Genomic DNA, 19,349 nt, shown 5'->3' with positions numbered 1-19,349 from the left:
CCGTTCGCATTACTTGCGCGCCCGCGCGGTTGTGCTAGAGCATGATGCAAATATCGGGGCGCCACAAAATCAAAACGACTTCAGCAACTTTCAGGGGTGCATGACAATGCGTGTGTTCGCGAAGTTCGTCGCTGCCGCAGCCGGTCTGGCTGTCGCGGCTTCTCCGGCGATGGCCGCCGACAAGGGTTCGTCCGCCCGGCAGCAGCAGGCCAAGAAAACCGCCGAAATTCCTCATTGCACCCGTCGCCTCGGCACGGTGGCCATCGTCGAGCCGGACAACCAGTGGTGGCGTGAGCTGAACCTGGGCAGCCCGGAGGCGATCCTCAAGGTGTTCATCCAGCAGTCGGGCTGCTTCGGCATCGTCAACCGCGGCCGCGCCATGGCCAGCCGCAATATGGAACGCGCCATGGCGGACTCCGGCGAATTGCAGGCGGGGTCCAATCTGGGCAAGGGCCAGGTGAAGGCGGCGGATTATTATCTGCAGCCCGACATCGTCTCCTCCAACAAGAATTCAGGCGGCAATGCGCTGGGCGGCATGCTCGGCGGCTTCCTGGGCGGCCGGACCTTCGGCGCGCTGGCGGGCGGCATTTCGGTCAAGAAGAGCGAGGCCAATGTGACGCTCTCCATCGTCAACGCCCGTACGACCGAGGAAGAGGCGCTGACGGAGGGCTATGCGCGCAAGTCGGACCTGAGCTTCGGCGGCGGCGGCGGCGCCGGCTGGTGGGGCGGCTTCGCCGCGGCCGGCGGCGGCGGCTACCAGAATACGGAGATCGGGCAGGTGATCGTGCTCGCCTATCTCGACGCCTATACCAAGCTGGTGACGCAGCTTGGCGGCCTGCCCGCCAATGCGGCCGCAGCGGCGCCCCGCGCACAATAAAGGACGGTTTTGAAGGGAAGGGCGCTGCCGGAGCTTCCGGTGGCGCCTTTTTTTCACTGGTCTCGCCATCCTGCTGCGCGATACTCTAGCCTTCCCATGTCCTGAGCGCCCGTTCATAGCGTTTTGCCGCTGCGTCGCGGGCTTTCTCCAGCGGGTGCCTTTCGGCTTGATGCCGTTTTTCCAGGTCCTGACGCGCGCGCCGAAGGGCGGCTTCGCGGCGGGCCAGTTGACGGCGCTCCGCTTCCTGCTGCCGGTCGAGAGCCGCCAATGCCTCCTCCGCCGCCTCCAGCGGTGCGCGGTCGGGGCGAGGCCTGGGCCTGGCCGCGCCGCGCGCCTTCGCCTTTCTGGGGCTTGCGGGCTTCTCCTCGGGCAGCGCGGCGAGATGTTCCGCCATGGAACCGCGGGGGCGCTTGATGACCTGGCCTGGATGGGCGAGCGGCTCGGCCATGAGGGCCGGATCGGTCACGACCTCCGCCACGCCGCGGGCGAAGAGATTGGCGTCGGCGCCCCAGGCCTCCAGCGCCGCCTTCTGGCTGGGCGCGGCGACATAGGCGTCGTGAAAGCCGATGGCGGTGCGATAGGTCTTGAGCGCGCGGGGCATGGGCGGGAAACGCCCGGGACAGGCGGCCGGCTCCCTGCCGCTACTGGACTCACGCGCGATTCCCTACTAGCCGCTCCCCTGCATGGACCCGCCGTGCGGGGCGGGCCTTAGATTAGGGACCAGGGTAGATGACCGTCATCAAGACCGCCGATCTGATCGAGAGCGTGGCCGACGCGCTCCAGTTCATCAGCTATTATCATCCGATGGATTATATCCGCGCGCTGGGCAAAGCCTATGAAGCGGAGGCCAATCCTGCGGCGAAGGACGCCATCGCCCAGATCCTGACCAACAGCCGCATGTGCGCAGAGGGGCATCGCCCGATCTGCCAGGACACCGGCATCGTCAACGTCTTCATCAAATGGGGCATGGACTGCCGGCTGGACGATAACAGCCGCTCCATGCAGGAGGTCGTGGATGAAGGCGTGCGCCGCGCCTATCTGAACCCGGAGAACCGCCTGCGCGCCTCGATCCTGAAGGACCCCGCCTTTTCGCGCGTCAATACGAAGGACAACACGCCCTGCGTGCTGAATGTCGAGATGGTGCCGGGCGACAAGGTCATCGTCGACGTCGCGGCCAAGGGCGGCGGGTCGGAGAACAAGACCAAGTTCAAGATGATGAACCCCAGCGATTCGATCGTCGACTGGGTGCTGGAGATGGTGCCGCAGATGGGCGCGGGCTGGTGCCCGCCCGGCATGCTGGGCATCGGCATCGGCGGCACGGCGGAAAAGGCCGTGGCGCTGGCCAAGGAATCGCTGATGGAGCCCATCGACATGGGCGAATTGAAGGCGCGCGGACCGCAGAACGAGATCGAGAAGCTGCGCATCGAGATTTTCGACAAGGTCAACGCGCTCGGCATCGGCGCGCAGGGGCTGGGTGGCCTCGCCACCGTGCTGGACGTCAAGATCTACGACTATCCCTGCCATGCGGCGGGCAAGCCGGTGGCGATGATCCCCAATTGCGCGGCGACCCGCCATGCGCATTTCACGCTCGACGGCTCGGGTCCCGCCTATCTGGAGGCGCCGAAGATTTCGGAATGGCCGCAGGTCGACTGGAAGCCGAGCAAGGAGGCGATCCGCGTCGACCTCGACACGCTGACGCCGGAAGTGGTGCAGAGCTGGAAGCATGGCGACCGCCTGCTGCTCAACGGCAAGATGCTGACCGGGCGCGACGCGGCGCACAAGCGCATCCAGGACATGCTGAGCCGCGGCGAGGAACTGCCGGTCGATTTCAAGGGTCGCGTCATCTATTATGTCGGCCCGGTCGATCCGGTGCGCGACGAGGTGGTGGGCCCGGCCGGTCCGACCACGGCGACCCGCATGGACAAGTTCATGGACATGATGCTGGAACAGGGCCTCGCGGCCTGCGTCGGCAAGGCGGAGCGCGGCCCGGCGGCGACCGACAGCATCGCCAAGCATAAGAGCGCCTATCTGATGGCGGTCGGCGGCGCGGCCTATCTGGTGGCGCGGGCGATCAAGGCCGCCAAAGTGGTCGGCTTCGAAGACCTGGGCATGGAAGCGATCTACGAGTTCGAGGTGCAGGACATGCCCGTCACCGTCGCCGTCGACAGCGAAGGCCAGAATGTCCACCGTCTCGCCCCGCTGGTGTGGCAGGAGAAGATCAAGAAGGAAGGCCTTCTCGAAGGGGTGTGAGGCTCGCCCGATCCTCCCCGTCGGGCGATGGGGAGGGGGACCGTTTGCGAAGCAGATGGTGGAGGGGAATCGGCGCAAGGCAGCCGAATGGAAGGAGCGTCGCGCAGGCGCGGGAATTGCGGCGCGCTTTGGCGCACCCGAAATCGCGCTGTGAACAGCATCCGGTCGGGCTTTTGTGCTGGATTTCCACTGCGCCTCTGTCCGGTTCGCTATGGAGCCGGACAACGGCTTTCATGACCATGCCGAGCAGATGGCGCAGGATGCCCAGCGTGACGCATAGGCGCGTTCTCAGGGGGTTAGGGTGCTCTGGATCAAGGCTCATGACATAATCCGGGATTTCGGCGATGTGGCGCGGCATATCCTGCACCACGATCGCGCATTTCCCCTCCACCATCCCGGGAAGGACTAGGATGGCGTTTCCCATCTGGCTTCCGGCGACGCTGCTGGCGGGAGCGACGCAGGCCTGGCGGACGGCGGTGCAGCGCCGGGTCAGCAAGGAACTGTCCGTCAACGCGGCGGGTCTGGTGCGCTATCTCTACGGCCTGCCCTTCGCGCTGATGCTGCTGGCGGGCTATCGGCTGATCTATCCCGGCCCGCTCCCCTCGCCCGATCCATCGTTCCTGCTGTTCTGCCTGGGGGGCGGATTGGCGCAGATCGTCGCGACCAATTTGCTGATCATGGCCTTCGCCCATCGCAATTTCGTCGTCGGCACGGCTTATTCCAAGACGGAGGCGGTGCAGGGGGCCATCCTATCCTTCCTGCTGATGGGGGAGCGTCTGCCTCCCTTGGCCTGGGCGGGGATCGGCTGCGGCGTGGCGGGCATCATGCTGCTGTCGGTCGGCGGCAAAAAGCCGGGCTTCCTCCGCGCGCTGGGGCAACCGGCCGCGCTGTGCGGCATCGCCTCGGGCTTCTTCTTTGCGCTGACCGCCATCGCCATCCGGCGGGGAACGCAGGAGGTGGACGCCGGCGGCGCGAACGCGGACCCGGTCCTGGCCGCGCTGATCGTGCTGGTCGTGACGGTCGCGATGCAGACGGTGATGCAGGGCGGCTTCCTGCTGCTGCGCGAGCCCGGCGAAATGCGCAAGGTGCTGCACGGCTGGCGCATTTCGGGGCAGGTCGGGCTGTTGTCCGCCCTCGGTTCGGCATGCTGGTTCACCGGCTTTGCGACTGCGCCGGTCGCGCTGGTGCGGATCGTCGGGCAGGTGGAGGTCGCCTTCACCCTGGGCTTCGGTCATTTCTACCTGGGCGAACGGATGAAGCGCAGCGAGGTCATGGGGCTGGTGCTGGTGGCCACCGGCGTCGTGCTGGCGCTGACTGGCGCGCTGTAACGGCCCACCGCATCGATAACGGATATTTTACCAACGTCCGATAGCCCGGACGGCGTGGAAAACCAGGCAAGAACCCGGAACGTCGAACAGGCGGTGATGAAGGTGGCCAAGCTGTCCGGCGACCTGGGCATCCGCACGCTCGACCTGCAGGCGGACATCAGCGAGCTGGCGGATCGCGTCACCAATCAGGCCCGCACGATCGAGGCGATCAGCGGCGCGGCGGCGCAGCTTTCCCGCGACGGCGAAAGCGTGTCGCTGGCGGGACAGGATGCGCGCGAAAAGGCTGTGGCCGCGCGGAGCATCATCCAGGATTCCGGGCGTCAATTGTCGGACGCCAACAGCAATTTCGTCGACCTGATCGAGCGGGTGAGCAGCGTCCACGCACAGCTTGACGGCTTCCGCGAGGCGCTGAAGACCGTCGCCCATGTCACCAGCGTGATCAGCGGCATCGCCAGCCAGACCAATTTGCTGGCGCTCAACGCGACCATAGAGGCGGCGCGCGCAGGCGATGCCGGGCGCGGCTTCGCCGTGGTGGCCGCAGAGGTCAAGAAGCTGGCGCAGGAAACCGCGACCGCCACCCAGACCATCGATCAGTCCATCGGAGCGCTGACCGGTGAGGCGGGCAAGATGCTGGAGGGCATCGTCCACGGCGCGGAAACCGCGCGCACGGCGCTTAACGACACCAAGAATATCGAACTGCTGGTCGAACGGCTCGGCGCGCTGATGGAAGACCTGTCCAGCAACAGCGAGGGGGTGGCCGAACGCATCGCCTCCATCGTCGGATCGGCGGGCGAGATTCGCGGCGGGCTGGCGGCGCTGGCGAGCACCTCCACCGACAATGCGGGGGGCCTGCAAAGACTGTCCGGCCGCATCTCGACCGCCAGCGACGACACCAACCGACTGTTGCAACTGGTGGCGGAAAGCGGCGTCGAGATACCCGATACGCCCTATATCGATTTCTGCCTGGATGCCGCGCAGGCGGTAAGCGACGCGCTGGAACTGGCCGTTGTCGAGGGCCGGCTGACGGAAAGCGAATTGTTCAGCGAATCCTACATGCCGATCCCCGGCACGCAGCCGGTGCAATATAGCCATCCGGTCCAGCCGGTGCTGATCCCCGCTGCGCGGGTGCAGCAGGAAAGGGCGCGCGTCTTTCCGGGGCTGTTCGGCATGACCTTCACCGACCGCAACAGCTTCGGCGCGGTCGCGATGCCGGAACGGTCGCATCCGCAGCGGCCGGGCGACGACAACTGGAATTTCGAATATTCGCGCCAGGGCCTGATCTTCGATTTCCCCGACACGCGCGAGCAGTGCAGGATCACCCAACCCTTCTGCATCAAGGCCTATCGGCGGCTGAACGCCGTGGGCGAGGTCATATTGCTGAAGCAGGTCATCGCCTCCATCCATGTTCGAGGACGGCATTGGGGGATTTTGCAAATGGCCTATCAGGACCAGGACAGGTGAGATTTTCGGCCTGAAGGGGCGGGAGCGGCCTTCGCCGCGTTCGGAAGAGGGAGCGTCGTATGGAAGCCCCGTTCAAACGCCATGATCTGCGGAAGGCGGGTGGATCGCGGCCATTCCGCTATTCTTGAGGCACAAAGTGCTCCTGCGAAGGCGGGAGCCCAGTTCCACGACGCGATGGTCGTCAGACGGCGGAACCGGGCTCTGGACGAACCACGCGTCTTGTTCGAGCGCCTTCGAGGAGCATGGCGGGTTCGAACAAGAAGCGGACGGTTCCCCGGCCCCTAACGTCCGAACTTCTTCTGCACCTTCCCGTAGCGCAGTTTGCGCGTTCCCGGCTTGCCCTCGGTGGCCCGCCCTCGCGGCGCCGCCACCTGCTGCCCGGCGGGCAGGCCAAGCTCTTCCGCCTCCAGCTTGCGGATTTCGTCCCGGATGCGTCCGGCCTCCTCGAACTCCAGGTCCGCCGCCGCGGCCCGCATCTGCTTTTCCAGATCCTCGATATAGGCGCGCAGATTGTGGCCGACGAGGTGCGGCCTGTCCTCCAGCCCGGTATCCACCGTCACCTGATCCTTCGACGCGACATGGGCGATGATGTCGCCGATGTTGCGCTTGATCGTGGTGGGCGTGATGCCATGTTCCAGATTATAGGCCATCTGCTTCTCGCGGCGGCGCGACGTCTCGTTGAGCGCCCGCTCCATCGACCCGGTGACGCGGTCGGCATAGAGGATCACCCGTCCCTCGACATTGCGCGCCGCGCGCCCGATCGTCTGGATGAGCGAGGTTTCGGAGCGCAAAAAGCCTTCCTTGTCCGCGTCGAGGATCGCGACCAGCCCGCATTCGGGGATGTCCAGCCCCTCGCGCAGCAGGTTGATGCCCACCAGCACGTCATAGACCCCCAGCCGCAGGTCGCGGATCAGCTCTATGCGCTCCAGCGTCTCGACATCGCTGTGCATGTAGCGGACCTTGATCCCCGCCTCATGCATGAACTCGGTCAGATCCTCGGCCATGCGCTTGGTGAGCGTCGTGACCAGCGTGCGATAGCCCTTCTTCGCCGTCTCCTTCGCCTCATGGATCAGGTCGTCCACCTGGTCCTCCACTGGCTTGATCTCGACAGGCGGGTCGATAAGACCGGTCGGGCGGATCACCTGTTCGGAGAAGGTGCCGCCGGTCTGCTCCATCTCCCAAGACCCGGGCGTTGCGGAGACGCTGACCGTCTGCGGCCGCATCGCGTCCCATTCGTTGAAGCGCAAGGGCCGGTTGTCGATGCAGCTCGGCAGGCGGAAGCCATATTCGGCCAGCGTGATCTTCCGCCGATGGTCGCCCCGCGCCATCGCCCCGATCTGGGGCACGGTCTGGTGGCTTTCGTCCACGAACAGCAGCGCATTTTCCGGCAGATATTCGAACAGCGTCGGCGGCGGCTCGCCCGGCAGACGGCCGGTCAGGAAACGCGAATAATTTTCGATCCCCGCGCAGGAGCCGGTGGCAGCGATCATCTCCAGGTCGAAATTGGTCCGCTGCTCCAGCCGCTGCGCCTCCAGCAGCTTGCCCTCGGCCTGCAATTCCTTCAGCCGCTCCGCCAGTTCGAAGCGGATCGCCTCCATCGCCTGCTTCAGCGTCGGGCCCGGCGTCACGTGGTGCGAATTGGGAAAGACCTTCACAAAGTCCAGGCTCGCGACCTTCTTGCCGGTCAGCGGGTCGAATTCGACAATGTCCTCTATCTCATTGCCGAAGAAGCTGACCCGCCAGGCGGTGTCCTCATAGTGCGACGGGAAAATCTCCAGATTGTCGCCCTTCACCCGGAAATTGCCGCGCGCGAACGCCGCGTCGTTGCGCTTGTACTGGAGCGCGACCAGCTTTCGGATGATCTCCCGCTGGTCCTCGACCTGCCCCTTCTTCATCGCGAAGGTCATGGCCGAATAGGTTTCGACCGAGCCGATGCCGTAGAGGCAGGACACCGACGCCACGATCAGCACATCGTCGCGTTCCAGCAGCGCACGCGTGGCCGAATGGCGCATCCGGTCGATCGCCTCGTTCACGCTCGACTCCTTCTCGATATAAGTGTCGGAGCGGGGCACATAGGCTTCGGGCTGGTAATAGTCGTAATAGCTGACGAAATATTCGACGGCGTTTTCCGGGAAGAAGCTCTTGAACTCCCCATAAAGCTGCGCGGCCAGTATCTTGTTGGGCGCCAGCACCAGAGCGGGCCGCTGCAACGCCTCGATCACCTTCGCCATGGTGAAGGTCTTGCCCGATCCGGTGACGCCCAGCAGCACCTGGTCCTTCTCGCCAGCCAGCGCGGTTTCCACCAGTTCGGCTATGGCGGTCGGCTGATCGCCCGACGGCTCATAGTCCGACACCAGTTTGAACGGCCTGCCACCCTCGCTCTTTTCCGGGCGCGCGGGGCGGTGGGGGACGAAGCCTTCGCCGGTCTCCGGCTCGTCCAGCGTGGTGCGGATCTGGATAGACATAAGCGGAATATGGGGCCTTTGGCGTGAGACGCAATCGGCTTCACGCTCTCTTATGCCGGGAAGCGGCAAAGCCGCGCGCCTCCGCCCTTTCAGGGCTTCGGTTCGAACAGCCCTTCGGACGGCGACGGATAGACCGCCGGCTTGTCACCCTGGCGCGCGCGAAGAGCCGAAGTAGGCCCTTCTCCATCTTCCCAGTCCATCAACGCTCACCCGATTGTCGAACACGCATAGCATCGGAATTAGAACAAATAAAGAACATATGGCTTGTCCATTCCGCATTGCATCCTCCCCCTCCCTTGATATGGTCGCGCCCTAAACGGCGTGGAAACAGGGAGAAAAGCTTATGCGTCCGACACTCTCCATCCTGATCGGCCTGACGGGAGCGACCGCCCTGCTCGCGGCGTGCGGCGAAAAGAAGGCGAGCGAGCCGCAAACCCGCGAGGAGGTCCGTCAGGAAGTGCAGAAGGTCCAGCTCAAGCCCGGCCAGTGGGAGGGCAACTATGAGCTGGAGGACATCGACATGCCGAACATGCCCGGCGGCGGCGACCAGATGAAAGAGCAGATGAAGAAGATGATGAGCCGCACCTCGATCAAATATTGCGTCTCGCCGGAGGAAGCCGCCAACCCCAGCGGCAAGATGTTCTCGGGGCAGGAGAACAAGGATTGCGCCTACAAGGGCTTCGACGCCAGCGGCGGTTCCGTGAAGGGCGAGATAAGCTGCAAGTCGCAGGGCGGCACGATGAACGCCGTCATGTCCGGCAGCTATGCGCCCGAAAGCTATGAGATGCACATGGACATGAAGATGACCGGTGCGCCCAATGGCATGAACATGAGCATGAAGGCCAGGACCAGCGGCAAGTGGATCGGCACGACCTGCGCGGAGAAGTAAGGGCAGGCGATGTGAGCGAAGCGCCTGCAGGCGATAGCAGATTCCTCTTGCGCTTTGCACGGCTTGGCGCGAGCCTGCACCGGTTCCAACAGAGAACAGGGGAGAGGATATGCAGAAATTCGCGCTGGCGGCTTTGCCGCTTGGGCTTGCTCTCGGCTTGGCCGCCTGCGGCAGCAAGCCGGAACCCGCGCCCGAAACGACCGAAGCGCCGATCGTCATGAAAGCGGGCGAATGGGCGCTGACGCGCAAGACAACCGGCTATAATACCCCCACAGTCACCCCGGCCGAATATCAGGCCGCGCTGAAACAGGTGAGCGAGGACAAGACCTGCATCGCCGTCGATGCCGCCGGCGTGCCGGACGCCAATGCTCTCGCCGGGGATGAGGGCAAGAACTGCACCTACAAGGACAAGCTGATCCGCAAGGGGCGTCTGATCGCTACGCTGAGCTGCACATCCGGCAAGGGCACATCCGAAATCGTGCTGGAGGGCAATTTCACCGCCGATACGCTGACGCTGGGCAGCACCATGACGAGGACCGAGGGCGGCCAGCCCGTGCTGCGCACCACCCATGACGTCACCGGCAAGCGTGCAGGGGAATGCACCAAGGCGTGACGATAAGGACCGGGCGGGGTTCTCCAACTGTGCCCGGTCCGCAAAGCCCGACGGCGCGGCGTCTTCCTTTCGCGGGATCGCCGGCCTTTCGGAGCATGGCGCGCGGCCCTTGCGGCGATCGAAGGCTCCCGGCCATTATCGCAAGTGCGGGGGTGCTTTCCGAGGCGATGGAATTACGGATCGAGAGCGGCGGATAAGGGGCGGGCGGAGAGCAGCATGGGGGCGATCATGCTGCCGCGACGAATAGGCAAGACTGCGCCATGTTCGATGGACCCCGGAGCGCATCTTGGGTCACGTCCTTCCATCGCGGCGATGAAGCCTAGGCCCGGGCGCGCACCTGATGCCCGGGGAAGAGCGCCGCCGCGTCGGCCGCCGGCATGGGCCGCCCGAAATAGAAGCCCTGCACCTTGCGGCAGCCCAGGCCCCTGACCATGGCCAGTTCGGCCTCCGTTTCGACGCCCTCCGCCGTGGTCGCCATGCCCAGACTATCCGCCAGTGTGACCACCGCGCGGATGATCGCCAGGCTTTCCGCCCTGTTGTTCGCCGCGCCCACGACGAAGCTGCGGTCGATCTTGATCGTGTCGAAACGTGTGCGGCTGAGATAGCCAAGCGAGGAATAGCCCGTCCCGAAATCGTCGAGCGACAGCCGAACGCCCAGCCCCCGCAACTGATCGAGTATCTTGAGCGCCCCGGTATCGGCGTTGACGAACACGCTTTCGGTGACTTCCAGCTCCAGCCGCCGCGCCTCCAGCCCGCTCTGCGCAAGGGCCGATACCACCGCACCGACAAAGCTCGGATGGACGAGCTGCTCGGCCGAGACATTGACCGCGATGCGCACGCCGTCGGGCCAGCATGCCGCTTCCTTGCAGGCGGTCCGCAGCACCCATTCCCCGATCGGTCCGATCAACCGGGCTTCTTCCGCGACCGGAATGAATTTGGCTGGCGAGATCGGCCCCATGTCCGGGTGGGTCCAGCGCACCAGCGCCTCGAACCCGACGACAATGCCCGCCTGCGCCTCCACCACCGGCTGGAACAGCACGTGCAGCTGGTTCTTCTCCAGCGCGTCGCGCAGCGCGAGTTCCAGTTGGCGGCGCTCCTCCGCCTGCGCATGCAATTGCGGTTCATAGGCGCAGTGCACGCCGCCGCCATCGCCCTTTGCGCGATAGAGGGCGAGGTCCGCGCTGCGAATCAGCGCCTCCGATTCACGGCCATCCTGTGGCGACACCGCCGACCCGACGGATGCACCGACGTAAAGCGTATGTTCGTCCACCTGATAAGGGGCTGAAAGGCCGTTGATGATCCGGGCCGCAAGCCTGTCGACGCCGTGATTGTCCCCCAGTTGCGGGATGACGACGGCAAATTCGTCGCCGCCGATGCGCCCGCAAAATTCCGCGCCGGAACAGATATGCCGCAATCGCCGCGCCACCTGGGTCAACAGCTTGTCACCGATCTGGTGGCCCAGCGTATCGTTCACCGCCTTGAACCGGTCCAGGTCTATCATCAGGAAGGCGCAGCCGCCGCGCCCTGCGCCCGCCGCCGCGCCGCCGCCCATGGCCTGATCCAGCACATCGCGCAGATGCGTGCGGTTGGGCAGGCCGGTCAACGGGTCGAACCGCGCAAGCTGCGCGATCCGTTCCGCCGATTCCTTCTGTTCGGTAATATCGGAGCCGACGCCCCGGAAGCCGAGAAAGGCGCCGCCCTCGTCATAGCGGGGCGAGGCGGACAGTTCCCACCAGCGCACATCCCCCTCCAGCTCGACCGGCAAGACGATGTTGCTGAAGCTTTCCCGCCGCTTCAGATGATCCGCCAACGCATGCAGTTCCGTCGGGAACAGACCGCTTTCCCAGGCATTTCCAGCCAGCAGTTGCACCAGCAGCACGCCTTCCACTTCGGCCGGTGTACGGCCGAGCATTTCGGCAAGGCGCGGCGACACGCCGCTCAGCCGCCGCGCGGGATCGGTCTGCCACAGCCAGTCGGACGCGCCATGTTCATATTCGCGCAGCAGCAGGCTGACGACCTCGCTCTTTTCCTCCAGTTGCACGCTGGCGCTGTGCTGCCGGGCGAAGGTCCGTGCATAAAGGAAGCAGCCGACCAGCAACGACAGCGCATAGCTGGTGGCAAGGGCAAGCAGCGGCGTCTGGTCGCGCGGATCGAACAGCGCGCCAAGCCCGACGATGCAGGGCAGCAGGAAGCCGGTCGCCGCCAGCGGAGTGGCGGCATAGCTGATCGCGCCGCAGACCATGATGCAACTGATCAGCGTCCAGTGCGCCACCAACTGCGCGGCGCCGTGCCCGGACGAGAGCGTCATCATGCACGCCGCCCAGACGAGGCCGTGAAGCAGGCCGGTGAAGCCATGGACCCTGAGATCGGTCGCGCTTGCCGCCGCGCCATTGCGCCTGCGCCGCAGGATGGCGCCGACGGCCATGGAAAGGACCAGCGCGGCGCTCCAGACCATCAGCCCCGGCACGGAGCCGTGATCGCCGAAGACCTGCCACAGGAACAGCAGGCCGAAGAGGTTCATCGCCTGCCTCAGCAGCGCGACATGATCGGCCGAGCGCAATTGGGCAGCAAGGACGCGCTCCGCCGCATCGCCCGGCACGACGGCAAGACCCATCATCGCCCGGAGCGATATTCGCTCCCGCGAAGCCTGTTCAGAAGATGGCCCTTGCCCGCGTCTCACCCGGCCGGATTAACAGCAAGCGGTTATCAATCCGTAACGGCCGTCAAAAGCAGATGAAAAAAGCGGCCCCCGGCCGGTCGGTGCGCGGCAAAGGGTCAGGCGGCGATGTCGTAGGGCCGGATTTCGCCGGTCAGATAGAGGTTGCGCGCCTTCGACCGGCTGAGCTTGCCCGAGCTGGTGCGCGGCAGGGTGCGCGGCGGCACCAGTTCGACCACGCAGTTCATGCCGGTGATCGCCCGCACGCGTTCGCGGATCTGGTCGCGCAACCGGGTACGCTCATCATTGTCGGAGGTGCGGCAATGCACCAGCACGGCGGGCGCTTCCTCGCCGCCCGGCGTGGTGATGGCAAAGGCGGCGATGTCGCCCTGCTTGAAGCCGGGAAGCTGCTCCACCGCCCATTCGATGTCCTGCGGCCAGTGATTCTTGCCGTTGATGATGATCATGTCCTTGGCGCGGCCCACGATATAAAGATAGCCGTCACTCAAATAGCCCATGTCGCCCGTGTCCAGCCAGCCGTCGACCATGCAGGCGTCGGTCGCCTCAGGATCGCGGAAATAGCCGACCATGAGCGACGGCCCGGTGGTCCACACCTTGCCGATCTGACGCTCGTTCAGCTTCGCTCCATCCTCGTCCCGGATTTCCACGACCATGTCGCGCGCCGGCTTGCCGCAATTGACGATCGAGCGGAAGCGCTGCGGCCGGCCTTCGGTCGCGTCGCCGCCGGAAAGGTCGGTTTCCTCCACCAGTTCGACGATGATGCCCTCGCCCGGCGGCATGATGGTGACGGCCAGCGTGGCCTCGGCCAGGCCATAGCTCGGCAGGAACGCCTTGGGGCTGAACCCCGCGTCCCCGAACGCATCGACGAAGCTCTGCATCACGTCCGGGCGGATCATGTCCGCGCCGTTGCCCGCGAGCCTCCAACGGGACAGGTCGAAACGATCCTGCGCCTTGGTCTGGCTCGACATGCGGCGCGCGCAAATGTCGTAGCCGAAGGTCGGGGAATAGCTGATCGAGGTGCCTTCGTTGCGGCTGATGAGGTCCAGCCACGCCAGCGGCCGCCGGGCGAAATCCTCGGTCTTCATATAGTCGGTCGACACCTGGTTGGCGACGACCGACAGGAAGCAGCCGACCAGACCCATGTCATGATACCAGGGCAGCCAGCTTATGCAGCGATCGCTCTCGACCAGTTCCATGCCATGGCTATGCGCCGCCAGATTGCTGAGCAGCGCATGATGCGTCACCGCCACGCCATGGGGGAAGCGGGTCGAACCGCTCGAATATTGCAGATAGGCGATCTCCTCGCCCCTCGCCTGCGGCAGATCGCAGGGCATGGCTTCCCGCGCGATGAAATCCTCGAAGGCGATGCTCTCGACCGCCTTTTGACGGCCGGATTCCCCTGCCATCTCCTCCAGTTCCTTGGGAAAGAGGAACAGCATCGGGTCGCAGCTCGACAGTTGGACGTTCAACTGGTCGATATAGCTTTCCTTGCCGCCGAAGCTGGTCGGCAGCGGCAGCGGCACCGGCCAGGCGCCCGCATAGACGATGCCGAAGAACAATTGCGCGAAATCCGGGCCCGTCTCCGCCACCAGGGCCACGCGATCCTCCGGTTTCACCCCATGGGCGATCAGCCGGTGGGCGCTGGCGACGGCGTCCTCGCGCAGCTCCGCAAAGGGATAGGGTCGCGCCAGATTCCCCCGCGCGTCGTGAAAGTTCAGGCCGCGCCGCCCGGTCGCAGCATAGTCCAGCGCTTCGCCCAGCGTCTCGAAGTCCGAGAAACGGCGGGGCAGATCGTCGGTGGTTGGCGTCGGTGCCATCATGCTTTGCGAACCCGTCATATTGGTGTCACCCAATGTCATGTTTGTCATATTCCGGCGCGCCGCTAACAGCTTTCAAGCCGCTTTGCACCGGATAGTTGCATTCCAGCTTGGGCTTTTACCCCAAAAGGGGCGGTAAAATTCCGGCCCGACTGTGGCATAATCAAGGCGCAACAGGCATGAAGCATTGCCATGACCGGCAAACGCCCTCCTGCCCCGCTCGATGAAGAGGCCATGCGCGAACTTGCGCTGCGTTATGTGGCGCGCTTCGCCACCAGCCGGGCCAAATTGCTGGCCTATCTGGGCCGCAAGATCAAGGAACGCGGCTGGGGCGGCGAAGACCCCGCCGATCCGCAGGCGCTGGTCGATCGGCTGAGCGAATTGCGCTATGTCGACGATGCCGGTTATGCCGTGATGAAAAGCGGCGCGCTCAGCCGCCGCGGTTATGGCGCCCGCCGGGTGGCGGAAACCCTGCGCGCCGATGGCATAGCGGAAGCCGACCGGGTGGAAGCCCACGCGCAGACCCAAAGGGAAAGCTGGTCCGCCGCCGACCGCTTCGCCCGGCGCAAGCGGATCGGCCCCTATGCCCAGGAACGCCCGGACCCGAAGCAGCGGGAAAAATGGATTGCCGCCTTCCTGCGCGCCGGCCATGATTACGCCACCGCCCGCCGCTGGACCGACGCCGCGCCGGGGGAAGTGCCGGAAGCGGATGAGTAACCGCTCAGCACCCCGTTTGTTAACCGCCAGGCTGTGATACCTCACCCCCATGAAGCCCTTCCTCCTCCTTCTCCTTGCAATTCTCCCGGCCGCCTGCTCCCCATCCGCCCCCAAAGCCGAAAACACCGCCGCTCCCACCGCCACCGGGCAAACCACCCTCCTCCCCCTCACCATCCACACCGCCAAAACCGCTCACCGCTTCACCGTCGAACTCGCCCTCACCGAACAGCAGCAGGAACAGGGCCTGATGTTCCGCAAGTCGCTCGCCCCCGATTCCGGGATGCTCTTCCCCATGTCGCCGCCCCGCACGGCCAGCTTCTGGATGAAGAACACGCTGATCCCGCTCGACATGCTGTTCATCCACACCGACGGCAGCATCGCCTTCCTGAAGGCCAACGCCGCCCCTTATTCCCGCGAGCCGGTCTCCGCCGGCATCCCGGTCGCCGCCGTCCTCGAACTGCGCGGCGGCAGGGCGGCGGAGCTGGGCATCAGGGAAGGCGACCGCGTCACCTGGGGCGATTGCGACCGGCCGTCCTCGTCAAACCCCCTCAATTTCTGCCCCCGCTGACCAGAACCGCCTTGCCAAGCGCCAGCCGCAACGGCTAAGCGCTTCGCCCATGGGAATCCTTGGCAAGATCTTCACCTGGTGGGATGGCGCGACCATCGGCACCTCGCTCTACACCTCCCGCAAGGGCACGAAGGTGGGTGAGGACCATCAGGGCAATGTCTATTATGAAGGCGGCACCGACCCCAATGGACTGACCCGGCGCTGGGTCATCTATAATGGCGCGAACGACGCCAGCCGCGTGCCCGCCGAATGGCATGGCTGGCTGCATCATTCGATCGAGGGCGCGCCGGAGAGTTTCCTGCCGCCCCCGCGCATCTGGGAAAGGGACTTCACCCCCAACGCCACCGGCACGGCCCAGGCCTACCGCCCCACCGGCGCGCTGGAAAAGGGCGGCCTGCGCCAGAAGGCGACCGGCGATTATGAGGCGTGGAGCCCCGACGCATCATGATGCGGCGCCCGGCGGGACGTTTCCTGCCGATTCTCGGCTGCACCCTGATACTGGCCGGTTGCGGCGGCGACGATCTGCCGACGCAGAACCAGGGCGGTCCTGTCCGCATCGAGGGGCAGAAGATCCGCAATGGCGACGAGTCTCCCCTCACCGGCACGCCGATGAACGAGCGGGTGGCGGTGATCGGCCTGCTCAACAAGCGCAACGGCATCACCACCGACCTGACGATGAAGCCGGGCGAAGCGCTGCGCGTGGGCGATGCCATTGTTCGGCTGCAGGCCTGCGAAACCACGGCGCCCTGGGAAAATGTGCAGGAAACCGGCGCCTTCATTCAGCTCGACGTGCGCAGCACCGCCGACAATAAATGGCGCCGCAACTTTTCCGGCTGGCTGTTCCGGGAACGGCCCGACCGCAATGTCGTGCAGCACCCGGTCTACGACGTCTGGGTCAGGAGCTGCACGATGTCATGGCCGGAAACCGGTCCCGATACGGTGAAGCTGGGCGACAAGGGCGAAGTGTCGGACGGCGCGCGGGCCAAGGCGTCCCCGGCAAGCGGCGAAAATGCCAGCTCCGCCCAGACGCCGGAACCGGCCGCCAGCACGCCCCGCCCCGCCCCCAGCGCCACGCCGTCCAACGCGCCCGCCAATGATTGAAGATAGTCGCGCTGGCTGATTTCGATCGCACCCAATGACCGCAGATGATCGGTCATGAACTGGCAGTCGAGCAGGGTGAAACCGCCGAAACGCATGCGGGCGGTCAGCCAGGCCAGCGCCACCTTCGACGCATCGGCGCGCCGCGACACCATGCTTTCCCCGAAAAAGGCCCGCCCCAGCGCCACGCCATAAAGGCCGCCGACCAGTTCCTCCCCCTCCCACACCTCAACGGAGTGGGCGAAACCTATTTCATGCAGATGGCGATAGGCACGCTCGATCGGATGGTTGATCCAGGTGGACGGGCGGTCCGGCGCGGCTTCTGCGCAGAGCCGGACGATGCCTGTGAAATCCCGATTGGCGGTGACCCGAAACCGCTCCCGCCGGATCGTCTTGGCCAGCGAATGGGAGATGTGGAAACCGTCGAGCGGCATGATCGCCCGTCGCTTCGGCTCGATCCAGTACACCTCCTCCGCCTCGCGATCGTCGGACATGGGAAACACGCCGATCGCGTAAGCCTGCAACAGCACCAGCGGGTCAATCGTCATCAAAGAAAGACTTAACGCGAGACAGGGCAGCGCGCCAGTGCGACTTTCATTCCTTGGACCGCCTTGCAAAACGGGAGGCCCCATCCGCGGTCGATGGAGCATCAACATGAACGGTCTTAAGGCTGGGGCAGAAGCAGGCTGGAATCGCCATAGCTGTAGAAACGATAGCCGCGATCAATGGCGTGCCGATAGACCGACAGCATTTTCTCCGTGCCCATCAAGGCGCTTACCAGCATGAACAGGGTCGATTTGGGCAGGTGGAAATTGGTCATCAACCCGTCGACTGCGCGGAAACGATAGCCCGGCGTGATGAATATCCGCGTCTCGTCCGCGAAAGGACGGATGATGCCGTCCTCCCCCGTCGCGCTTTCCAGCAGGCGCAGGCTGGTGGTGCCGACCGCGATCAGCCGGCCGCCGGCCGCCCGTGCGGCGTTGAGGCGATCCGCCGTCGCCTGGTCGATCCGCCCCCATTCGGCATGCATCCGGTGATCGTCCGTATCGTCCGCCTTTACGGGCAGGAAGGTGCCGGCGCCGACATGCAGCGTCAGCGTTTCGGTCCGGACGCCGGCTTTTTCGACCGCGGCCATCAATTCGGGCGTGAAGTGCAACGCCGCCGTGGGGGCGGCGACCGCGCCATCCTCCCGCGCGAACATGGTCTGGTAATCGCTGCGGTCGCGCTCGTCGGTCGGGCGCTTGCTGGCGATATAGGGGGGCAGCGGCATCCGGCCCGCCCGTTCCAGCAACAGCTCGACCGGCTCCTCACCCTCGAAGCAGAGCGTGACGCCACCGTCCTCGTCGCGCGGGCCGGCCACAGCGGTGACGCCATTGCCGAAGTCGATCCGGTCGCCATCACGCACCCGCTTGGCGTTGCGGAGGAAGGCCTGCCATTGGCGCAGACCGAGCCGCTTGTGGAGCGTGGCGCCGACCCTGGCCTGGCCGCGCATCCCCTCCAATTGGGCGGGAATGACCCTGGTGTCGTTGAACACCAGCACGTCGCCGGCGCGCAGCAGGTCGGGCAGATCGCGCACGATCCGGTCCTGGAAGGGCGCGTCGCCGGGCACCAGCAGCAGCCGGGCCGCGTCGCGCGGGAAAGCAGGGCGAAGCGCGATGCTTTCAGGCGGGAGGTCGAAATCGAACAGATCTACGCGCATGGTCGAATGCTCTAGAACAGCATATCAAGTGCTCCTGCGAAGGCAGAAGCCCAGTTCAGGCGGCGGGACTGGGCTCCTGCCTTCGCAGGAGCACGCATTCACCCGGCCTGACTATTTCTTCTTCGGCGCGGCCGGCTTCCTTGCGGGCGCGGGCTTCTTCGCCGGCGGCGCGACGATCGAGGGCGCGGGCGGAGCAGGCGGCGTCGGCAGTGCCGTCACCGGCGGTCTGCCGTCGCTTTCGATCGAGGCCTGGAGGATGATGGTCGGATCGGCGGGCGGTTCGCCCTGATGGATGGCATCGACATATTGCATGCCCTCGATCACGCGGCCGAACACCGTATATTTCTTATCGAGCTGCATGCGCGGCAGGAAGACGATGAAGAACTGGCTGTTCGCGCTGTCCTCGCTCTGGGCGCGGGCCATGGAGACGGTGCCGCGCAGGTGCGGCATCGGATTGAATTCGGCCTTCAGGTCCGGCAGCGTCGACCCCCCGGTCCCGTCCCCCTTGGGGTCGCCGCCCTGCGCCATGAAGCCGGGAATGACGCGGTGGAATTTGAGCCCGTTGTAGAAGCCCTGGCGCGTCAGCTCCTTGATCCGCTCGACATGGCCAGGCGCGATGTCGGGACGCAACTGGATGCGTACGCGGCCGCCGCTCGACAGGTCCAGATCCCAGACATTCTGGGGATCGACAGGTACCGTGGCCGGCGGCAGCTTGGAAGCGGGGTCGAGGCCGAGCTGCTTAGCGGCCTGCTCCGCGCGCACGGCCGCCTCCTCCTTCTTCATCTCCTCGGCATTGCGCCCACCGCCGCCCTGGGCCAGGGCCGCGCCGCTCGATGCATAGAGAGCGAAACCGATCGCCACGGTCTTGAGCGCCGACGTGAACCGCATGA

At 65.4% G+C, this 19,349-nt stretch carries 17 protein-coding genes and 1 pseudogene; 10 read left to right on the top strand and 8 right to left on the bottom strand.

All coding sequences use genetic code 11. From position 1 onward, the window contains the following. Positions 1-106: 106 nt before the first annotated feature. Positions 107-877 carry a CsgG/HfaB family protein gene (locus H5V43_RS15025; protein ID WP_025547481.1) on the top strand — a complete coding sequence of 257 codons (771 nt, stop codon included), beginning with the start codon at positions 107-109 and terminating at the stop codon, positions 875-877. Positions 878-962: 85 nt separating this feature from the next. Here the strand turns inward: H5V43_RS15025 and H5V43_RS15020 are convergent, their stop codons facing one another. Continuing rightward, positions 963-1,478 (bottom strand): hypothetical protein, encoded by a 516-nt coding sequence (locus tag H5V43_RS15020; protein WP_025547482.1) that lies wholly within the window; start codon positions 1,476-1,478, stop codon positions 963-965. Between the two features lie 128 nt (positions 1,479-1,606). Here H5V43_RS15020 and H5V43_RS15015 point away from each other — a divergent pair, with 128 nt between their 5' ends. Continuing rightward, positions 1,607-3,127 (top strand): fumarate hydratase, encoded by a 1,521-nt coding sequence (locus tag H5V43_RS15015; RefSeq protein WP_025547484.1) that lies wholly within the window; start codon positions 1,607-1,609, stop codon positions 3,125-3,127. Here H5V43_RS15015 and H5V43_RS23490 read toward each other — a convergent pair. After that, complete coding sequence (locus tag H5V43_RS23490; RefSeq protein ID WP_157846839.1) at positions 3,096-3,551, bottom strand: hypothetical protein; 456 nt, start codon at positions 3,549-3,551, stop codon at positions 3,096-3,098. The two genes, H5V43_RS15015 and H5V43_RS23490, sit on opposite strands and share 32 nt — an antisense overlap. On the opposite strand from H5V43_RS23490, the gene H5V43_RS15010 reads away from it, so the two are divergent. Both H5V43_RS15010 and H5V43_RS15005 read left to right on the top strand, forming a co-directional pair. Beyond that, the gene (locus tag H5V43_RS15010; RefSeq protein WP_037481626.1) at positions 3,538-4,455 is read left to right on the top strand and encodes a DMT family transporter; all 918 of its coding nucleotides are present in this window, start codon (positions 3,538-3,540) and stop codon (positions 4,453-4,455) included. The genes H5V43_RS23490 and H5V43_RS15010 overlap by 14 nt on opposite strands. 96 nt (positions 4,456-4,551) lie before the next feature. Continuing rightward, on the top strand, positions 4,552-5,916 hold the full coding sequence (locus H5V43_RS15005; RefSeq protein ID WP_025547487.1) for a methyl-accepting chemotaxis protein: 1,365 nt from the start codon (positions 4,552-4,554) through the stop codon (positions 5,914-5,916). A 281-nt stretch (positions 5,917-6,197) separates the two neighbouring features. Here the strand turns inward: H5V43_RS15005 and uvrB are convergent, their stop codons facing one another. Then, positions 6,198-8,381 carry an excinuclease ABC subunit UvrB gene (gene uvrB / locus H5V43_RS15000; protein ID WP_025547489.1) on the bottom strand — a complete coding sequence of 728 codons (2,184 nt, stop codon included), beginning with the start codon at positions 8,379-8,381 and terminating at the stop codon, positions 6,198-6,200. 343 nt (positions 8,382-8,724) lie between these two features. Between uvrB and H5V43_RS14995 the strand changes: the two genes are divergently transcribed. After that, positions 8,725-9,270, top strand: coding sequence for a DUF3617 domain-containing protein (locus H5V43_RS14995; RefSeq protein WP_025547490.1), 546 nt, complete (start codon positions 8,725-8,727; stop codon positions 9,268-9,270). A 109-nt stretch (positions 9,271-9,379) separates the two neighbouring features. Beyond that, entirely contained in the window at positions 9,380-9,883 is a 504-nt protein-coding gene (locus H5V43_RS14990; protein WP_025547492.1) for a DUF3617 domain-containing protein, read from the top strand. A 319-nt stretch (positions 9,884-10,202) separates the two neighbouring features. On the opposite strand, the gene H5V43_RS14985 is transcribed toward H5V43_RS14990, so the two are convergent. Beyond that, the gene (locus H5V43_RS14985; protein WP_025547494.1) at positions 10,203-12,500 is read right to left on the bottom strand and encodes a putative bifunctional diguanylate cyclase/phosphodiesterase; all 2,298 of its coding nucleotides are present in this window, start codon (positions 12,498-12,500) and stop codon (positions 10,203-10,205) included. A 158-nt stretch (positions 12,501-12,658) separates the two neighbouring features. Further along, positions 12,659-14,419: a fatty acyl-AMP ligase gene (locus H5V43_RS14980; protein WP_099185244.1), complete on the bottom strand. Its 1,761-nt coding sequence runs from the start codon at positions 14,417-14,419 to the stop codon at positions 12,659-12,661. A gap of 150 nt (positions 14,420-14,569) precedes the next feature. On the opposite strand from H5V43_RS14980, the gene H5V43_RS14975 reads away from it, so the two are divergent. The 4 genes and pseudogenes from H5V43_RS14975 to H5V43_RS23865 form a co-directional block, all read left to right on the top strand. After that, on the top strand, positions 14,570-15,094 hold the full coding sequence (locus tag H5V43_RS14975) for a regulatory protein RecX (protein WP_025547496.1): 525 nt from the start codon (positions 14,570-14,572) through the stop codon (positions 15,092-15,094). Between the two features lie 49 nt (positions 15,095-15,143). Continuing rightward, on the top strand, positions 15,144-15,662 hold the full coding sequence (locus tag H5V43_RS14970) for a DUF192 domain-containing protein (RefSeq protein WP_025547498.1): 519 nt from the start codon (positions 15,144-15,146) through the stop codon (positions 15,660-15,662). Positions 15,663-15,711: 49 nt separating this feature from the next. Next, positions 15,712-16,110, top strand: a complete 399-nt coding sequence (locus tag H5V43_RS14965) for an NADH:ubiquinone oxidoreductase subunit NDUFA12 (RefSeq protein WP_025547500.1) — start codon at positions 15,712-15,714, stop codon at positions 16,108-16,110. Further along, positions 16,107-16,508, top strand: a pseudogene (locus H5V43_RS23865) (DUF2155 domain-containing protein); the annotation flags it as partial. The gene H5V43_RS14965 and the pseudogene H5V43_RS23865, both read left to right, overlap by 4 nt. A 35-nt stretch (positions 16,509-16,543) precedes the next feature. Here H5V43_RS23865 and aat read toward each other — a convergent pair. The 3 genes from aat to H5V43_RS14945 all read right to left on the bottom strand — a co-directional run bounded on the left by aat (position 16,544) and on the right by H5V43_RS14945 (position 19,347). Beyond that, positions 16,544-17,308: a leucyl/phenylalanyl-tRNA--protein transferase gene (aat, locus tag H5V43_RS23660; RefSeq protein WP_044660376.1), complete on the bottom strand. Its 765-nt coding sequence runs from the start codon at positions 17,306-17,308 to the stop codon at positions 16,544-16,546. Positions 17,309-17,424: 116 nt separating this feature from the next. Beyond that, the gene (gene queA / locus H5V43_RS14950; protein ID WP_025547503.1) at positions 17,425-18,459 is read right to left on the bottom strand and encodes a tRNA preQ1(34) S-adenosylmethionine ribosyltransferase-isomerase QueA; all 1,035 of its coding nucleotides are present in this window, start codon (positions 18,457-18,459) and stop codon (positions 17,425-17,427) included. Positions 18,460-18,570: 111 nt separating this feature from the next. Continuing rightward, positions 18,571-19,347, bottom strand: coding sequence for a peptidylprolyl isomerase (locus tag H5V43_RS14945; RefSeq protein ID WP_025547505.1), 777 nt, complete (start codon positions 19,345-19,347; stop codon positions 18,571-18,573). Positions 19,348-19,349 lie beyond the last annotated feature (2 nt).

The organism is Sphingobium fuliginis (assembly GCF_015074805.1).
Lineage (GTDB): Bacteria > Pseudomonadota > Alphaproteobacteria > Sphingomonadales > Sphingomonadaceae > Sphingobium > Sphingobium fuliginis.
This window is presented reverse-complemented; position numbering and strand designations above follow the sequence as displayed.

Bases quoted from the DNA above. Each gene is read 5' to 3' on its own strand.
- H5V43_RS23490 (WP_157846839.1), bottom strand. From the start codon at position 3,551: ATGGGAAACGCCATCCTAGTCCTTCCCGGGATGGTGGAGGGGAAATGC.
- H5V43_RS14995 (WP_025547490.1), top strand. From the start codon at position 8,725: ATGCGTCCGACACTCTCCATCCTGATCGGCCTGACGGGAGCGACCGCC.
- H5V43_RS15025 (WP_025547481.1), top strand. From the start codon at position 107: ATGCGTGTGTTCGCGAAGTTCGTCGCTGCCGCAGCCGGTCTGGCTGTC.
- uvrB (WP_025547489.1), bottom strand. From the start codon at position 8,381: ATGTCTATCCAGATCCGCACCACGCTGGACGAGCCGGAGACCGGCGAA.
- H5V43_RS14965 (WP_025547500.1), top strand. From the start codon at position 15,712: ATGGGAATCCTTGGCAAGATCTTCACCTGGTGGGATGGCGCGACCATC.
- H5V43_RS14975 (WP_025547496.1), top strand. From the start codon at position 14,570: ATGACCGGCAAACGCCCTCCTGCCCCGCTCGATGAAGAGGCCATGCGC.
- H5V43_RS15015 (WP_025547484.1), top strand. From the start codon at position 1,607: ATGACCGTCATCAAGACCGCCGATCTGATCGAGAGCGTGGCCGACGCG.
- H5V43_RS14990 (WP_025547492.1), top strand. From the start codon at position 9,380: ATGCAGAAATTCGCGCTGGCGGCTTTGCCGCTTGGGCTTGCTCTCGGC.
- H5V43_RS15010 (WP_037481626.1), top strand. From the start codon at position 3,538: ATGGCGTTTCCCATCTGGCTTCCGGCGACGCTGCTGGCGGGAGCGACG.
- H5V43_RS15020 (WP_025547482.1), bottom strand. From the start codon at position 1,478: ATGCCCCGCGCGCTCAAGACCTATCGCACCGCCATCGGCTTTCACGAC.
- queA (WP_025547503.1), bottom strand. From the start codon at position 18,459: ATGCGCGTAGATCTGTTCGATTTCGACCTCCCGCCTGAAAGCATCGCG.
- H5V43_RS14980 (WP_099185244.1), bottom strand. From the start codon at position 14,419: ATGACATTGGGTGACACCAATATGACGGGTTCGCAAAGCATGATGGCA.
- H5V43_RS14970 (WP_025547498.1), top strand. From the start codon at position 15,144: ATGAAGCCCTTCCTCCTCCTTCTCCTTGCAATTCTCCCGGCCGCCTGC.
- H5V43_RS15005 (WP_025547487.1), top strand. From the start codon at position 4,552: ATGAAGGTGGCCAAGCTGTCCGGCGACCTGGGCATCCGCACGCTCGAC.
- H5V43_RS14945 (WP_025547505.1), bottom strand. From the start codon at position 19,347: ATGCGGTTCACGTCGGCGCTCAAGACCGTGGCGATCGGTTTCGCTCTC.
- H5V43_RS14985 (WP_025547494.1), bottom strand. From the start codon at position 12,500: ATGATGGGTCTTGCCGTCGTGCCGGGCGATGCGGCGGAGCGCGTCCTT.
- aat (WP_044660376.1), bottom strand. From the start codon at position 17,308: ATGACGATTGACCCGCTGGTGCTGTTGCAGGCTTACGCGATCGGCGTG.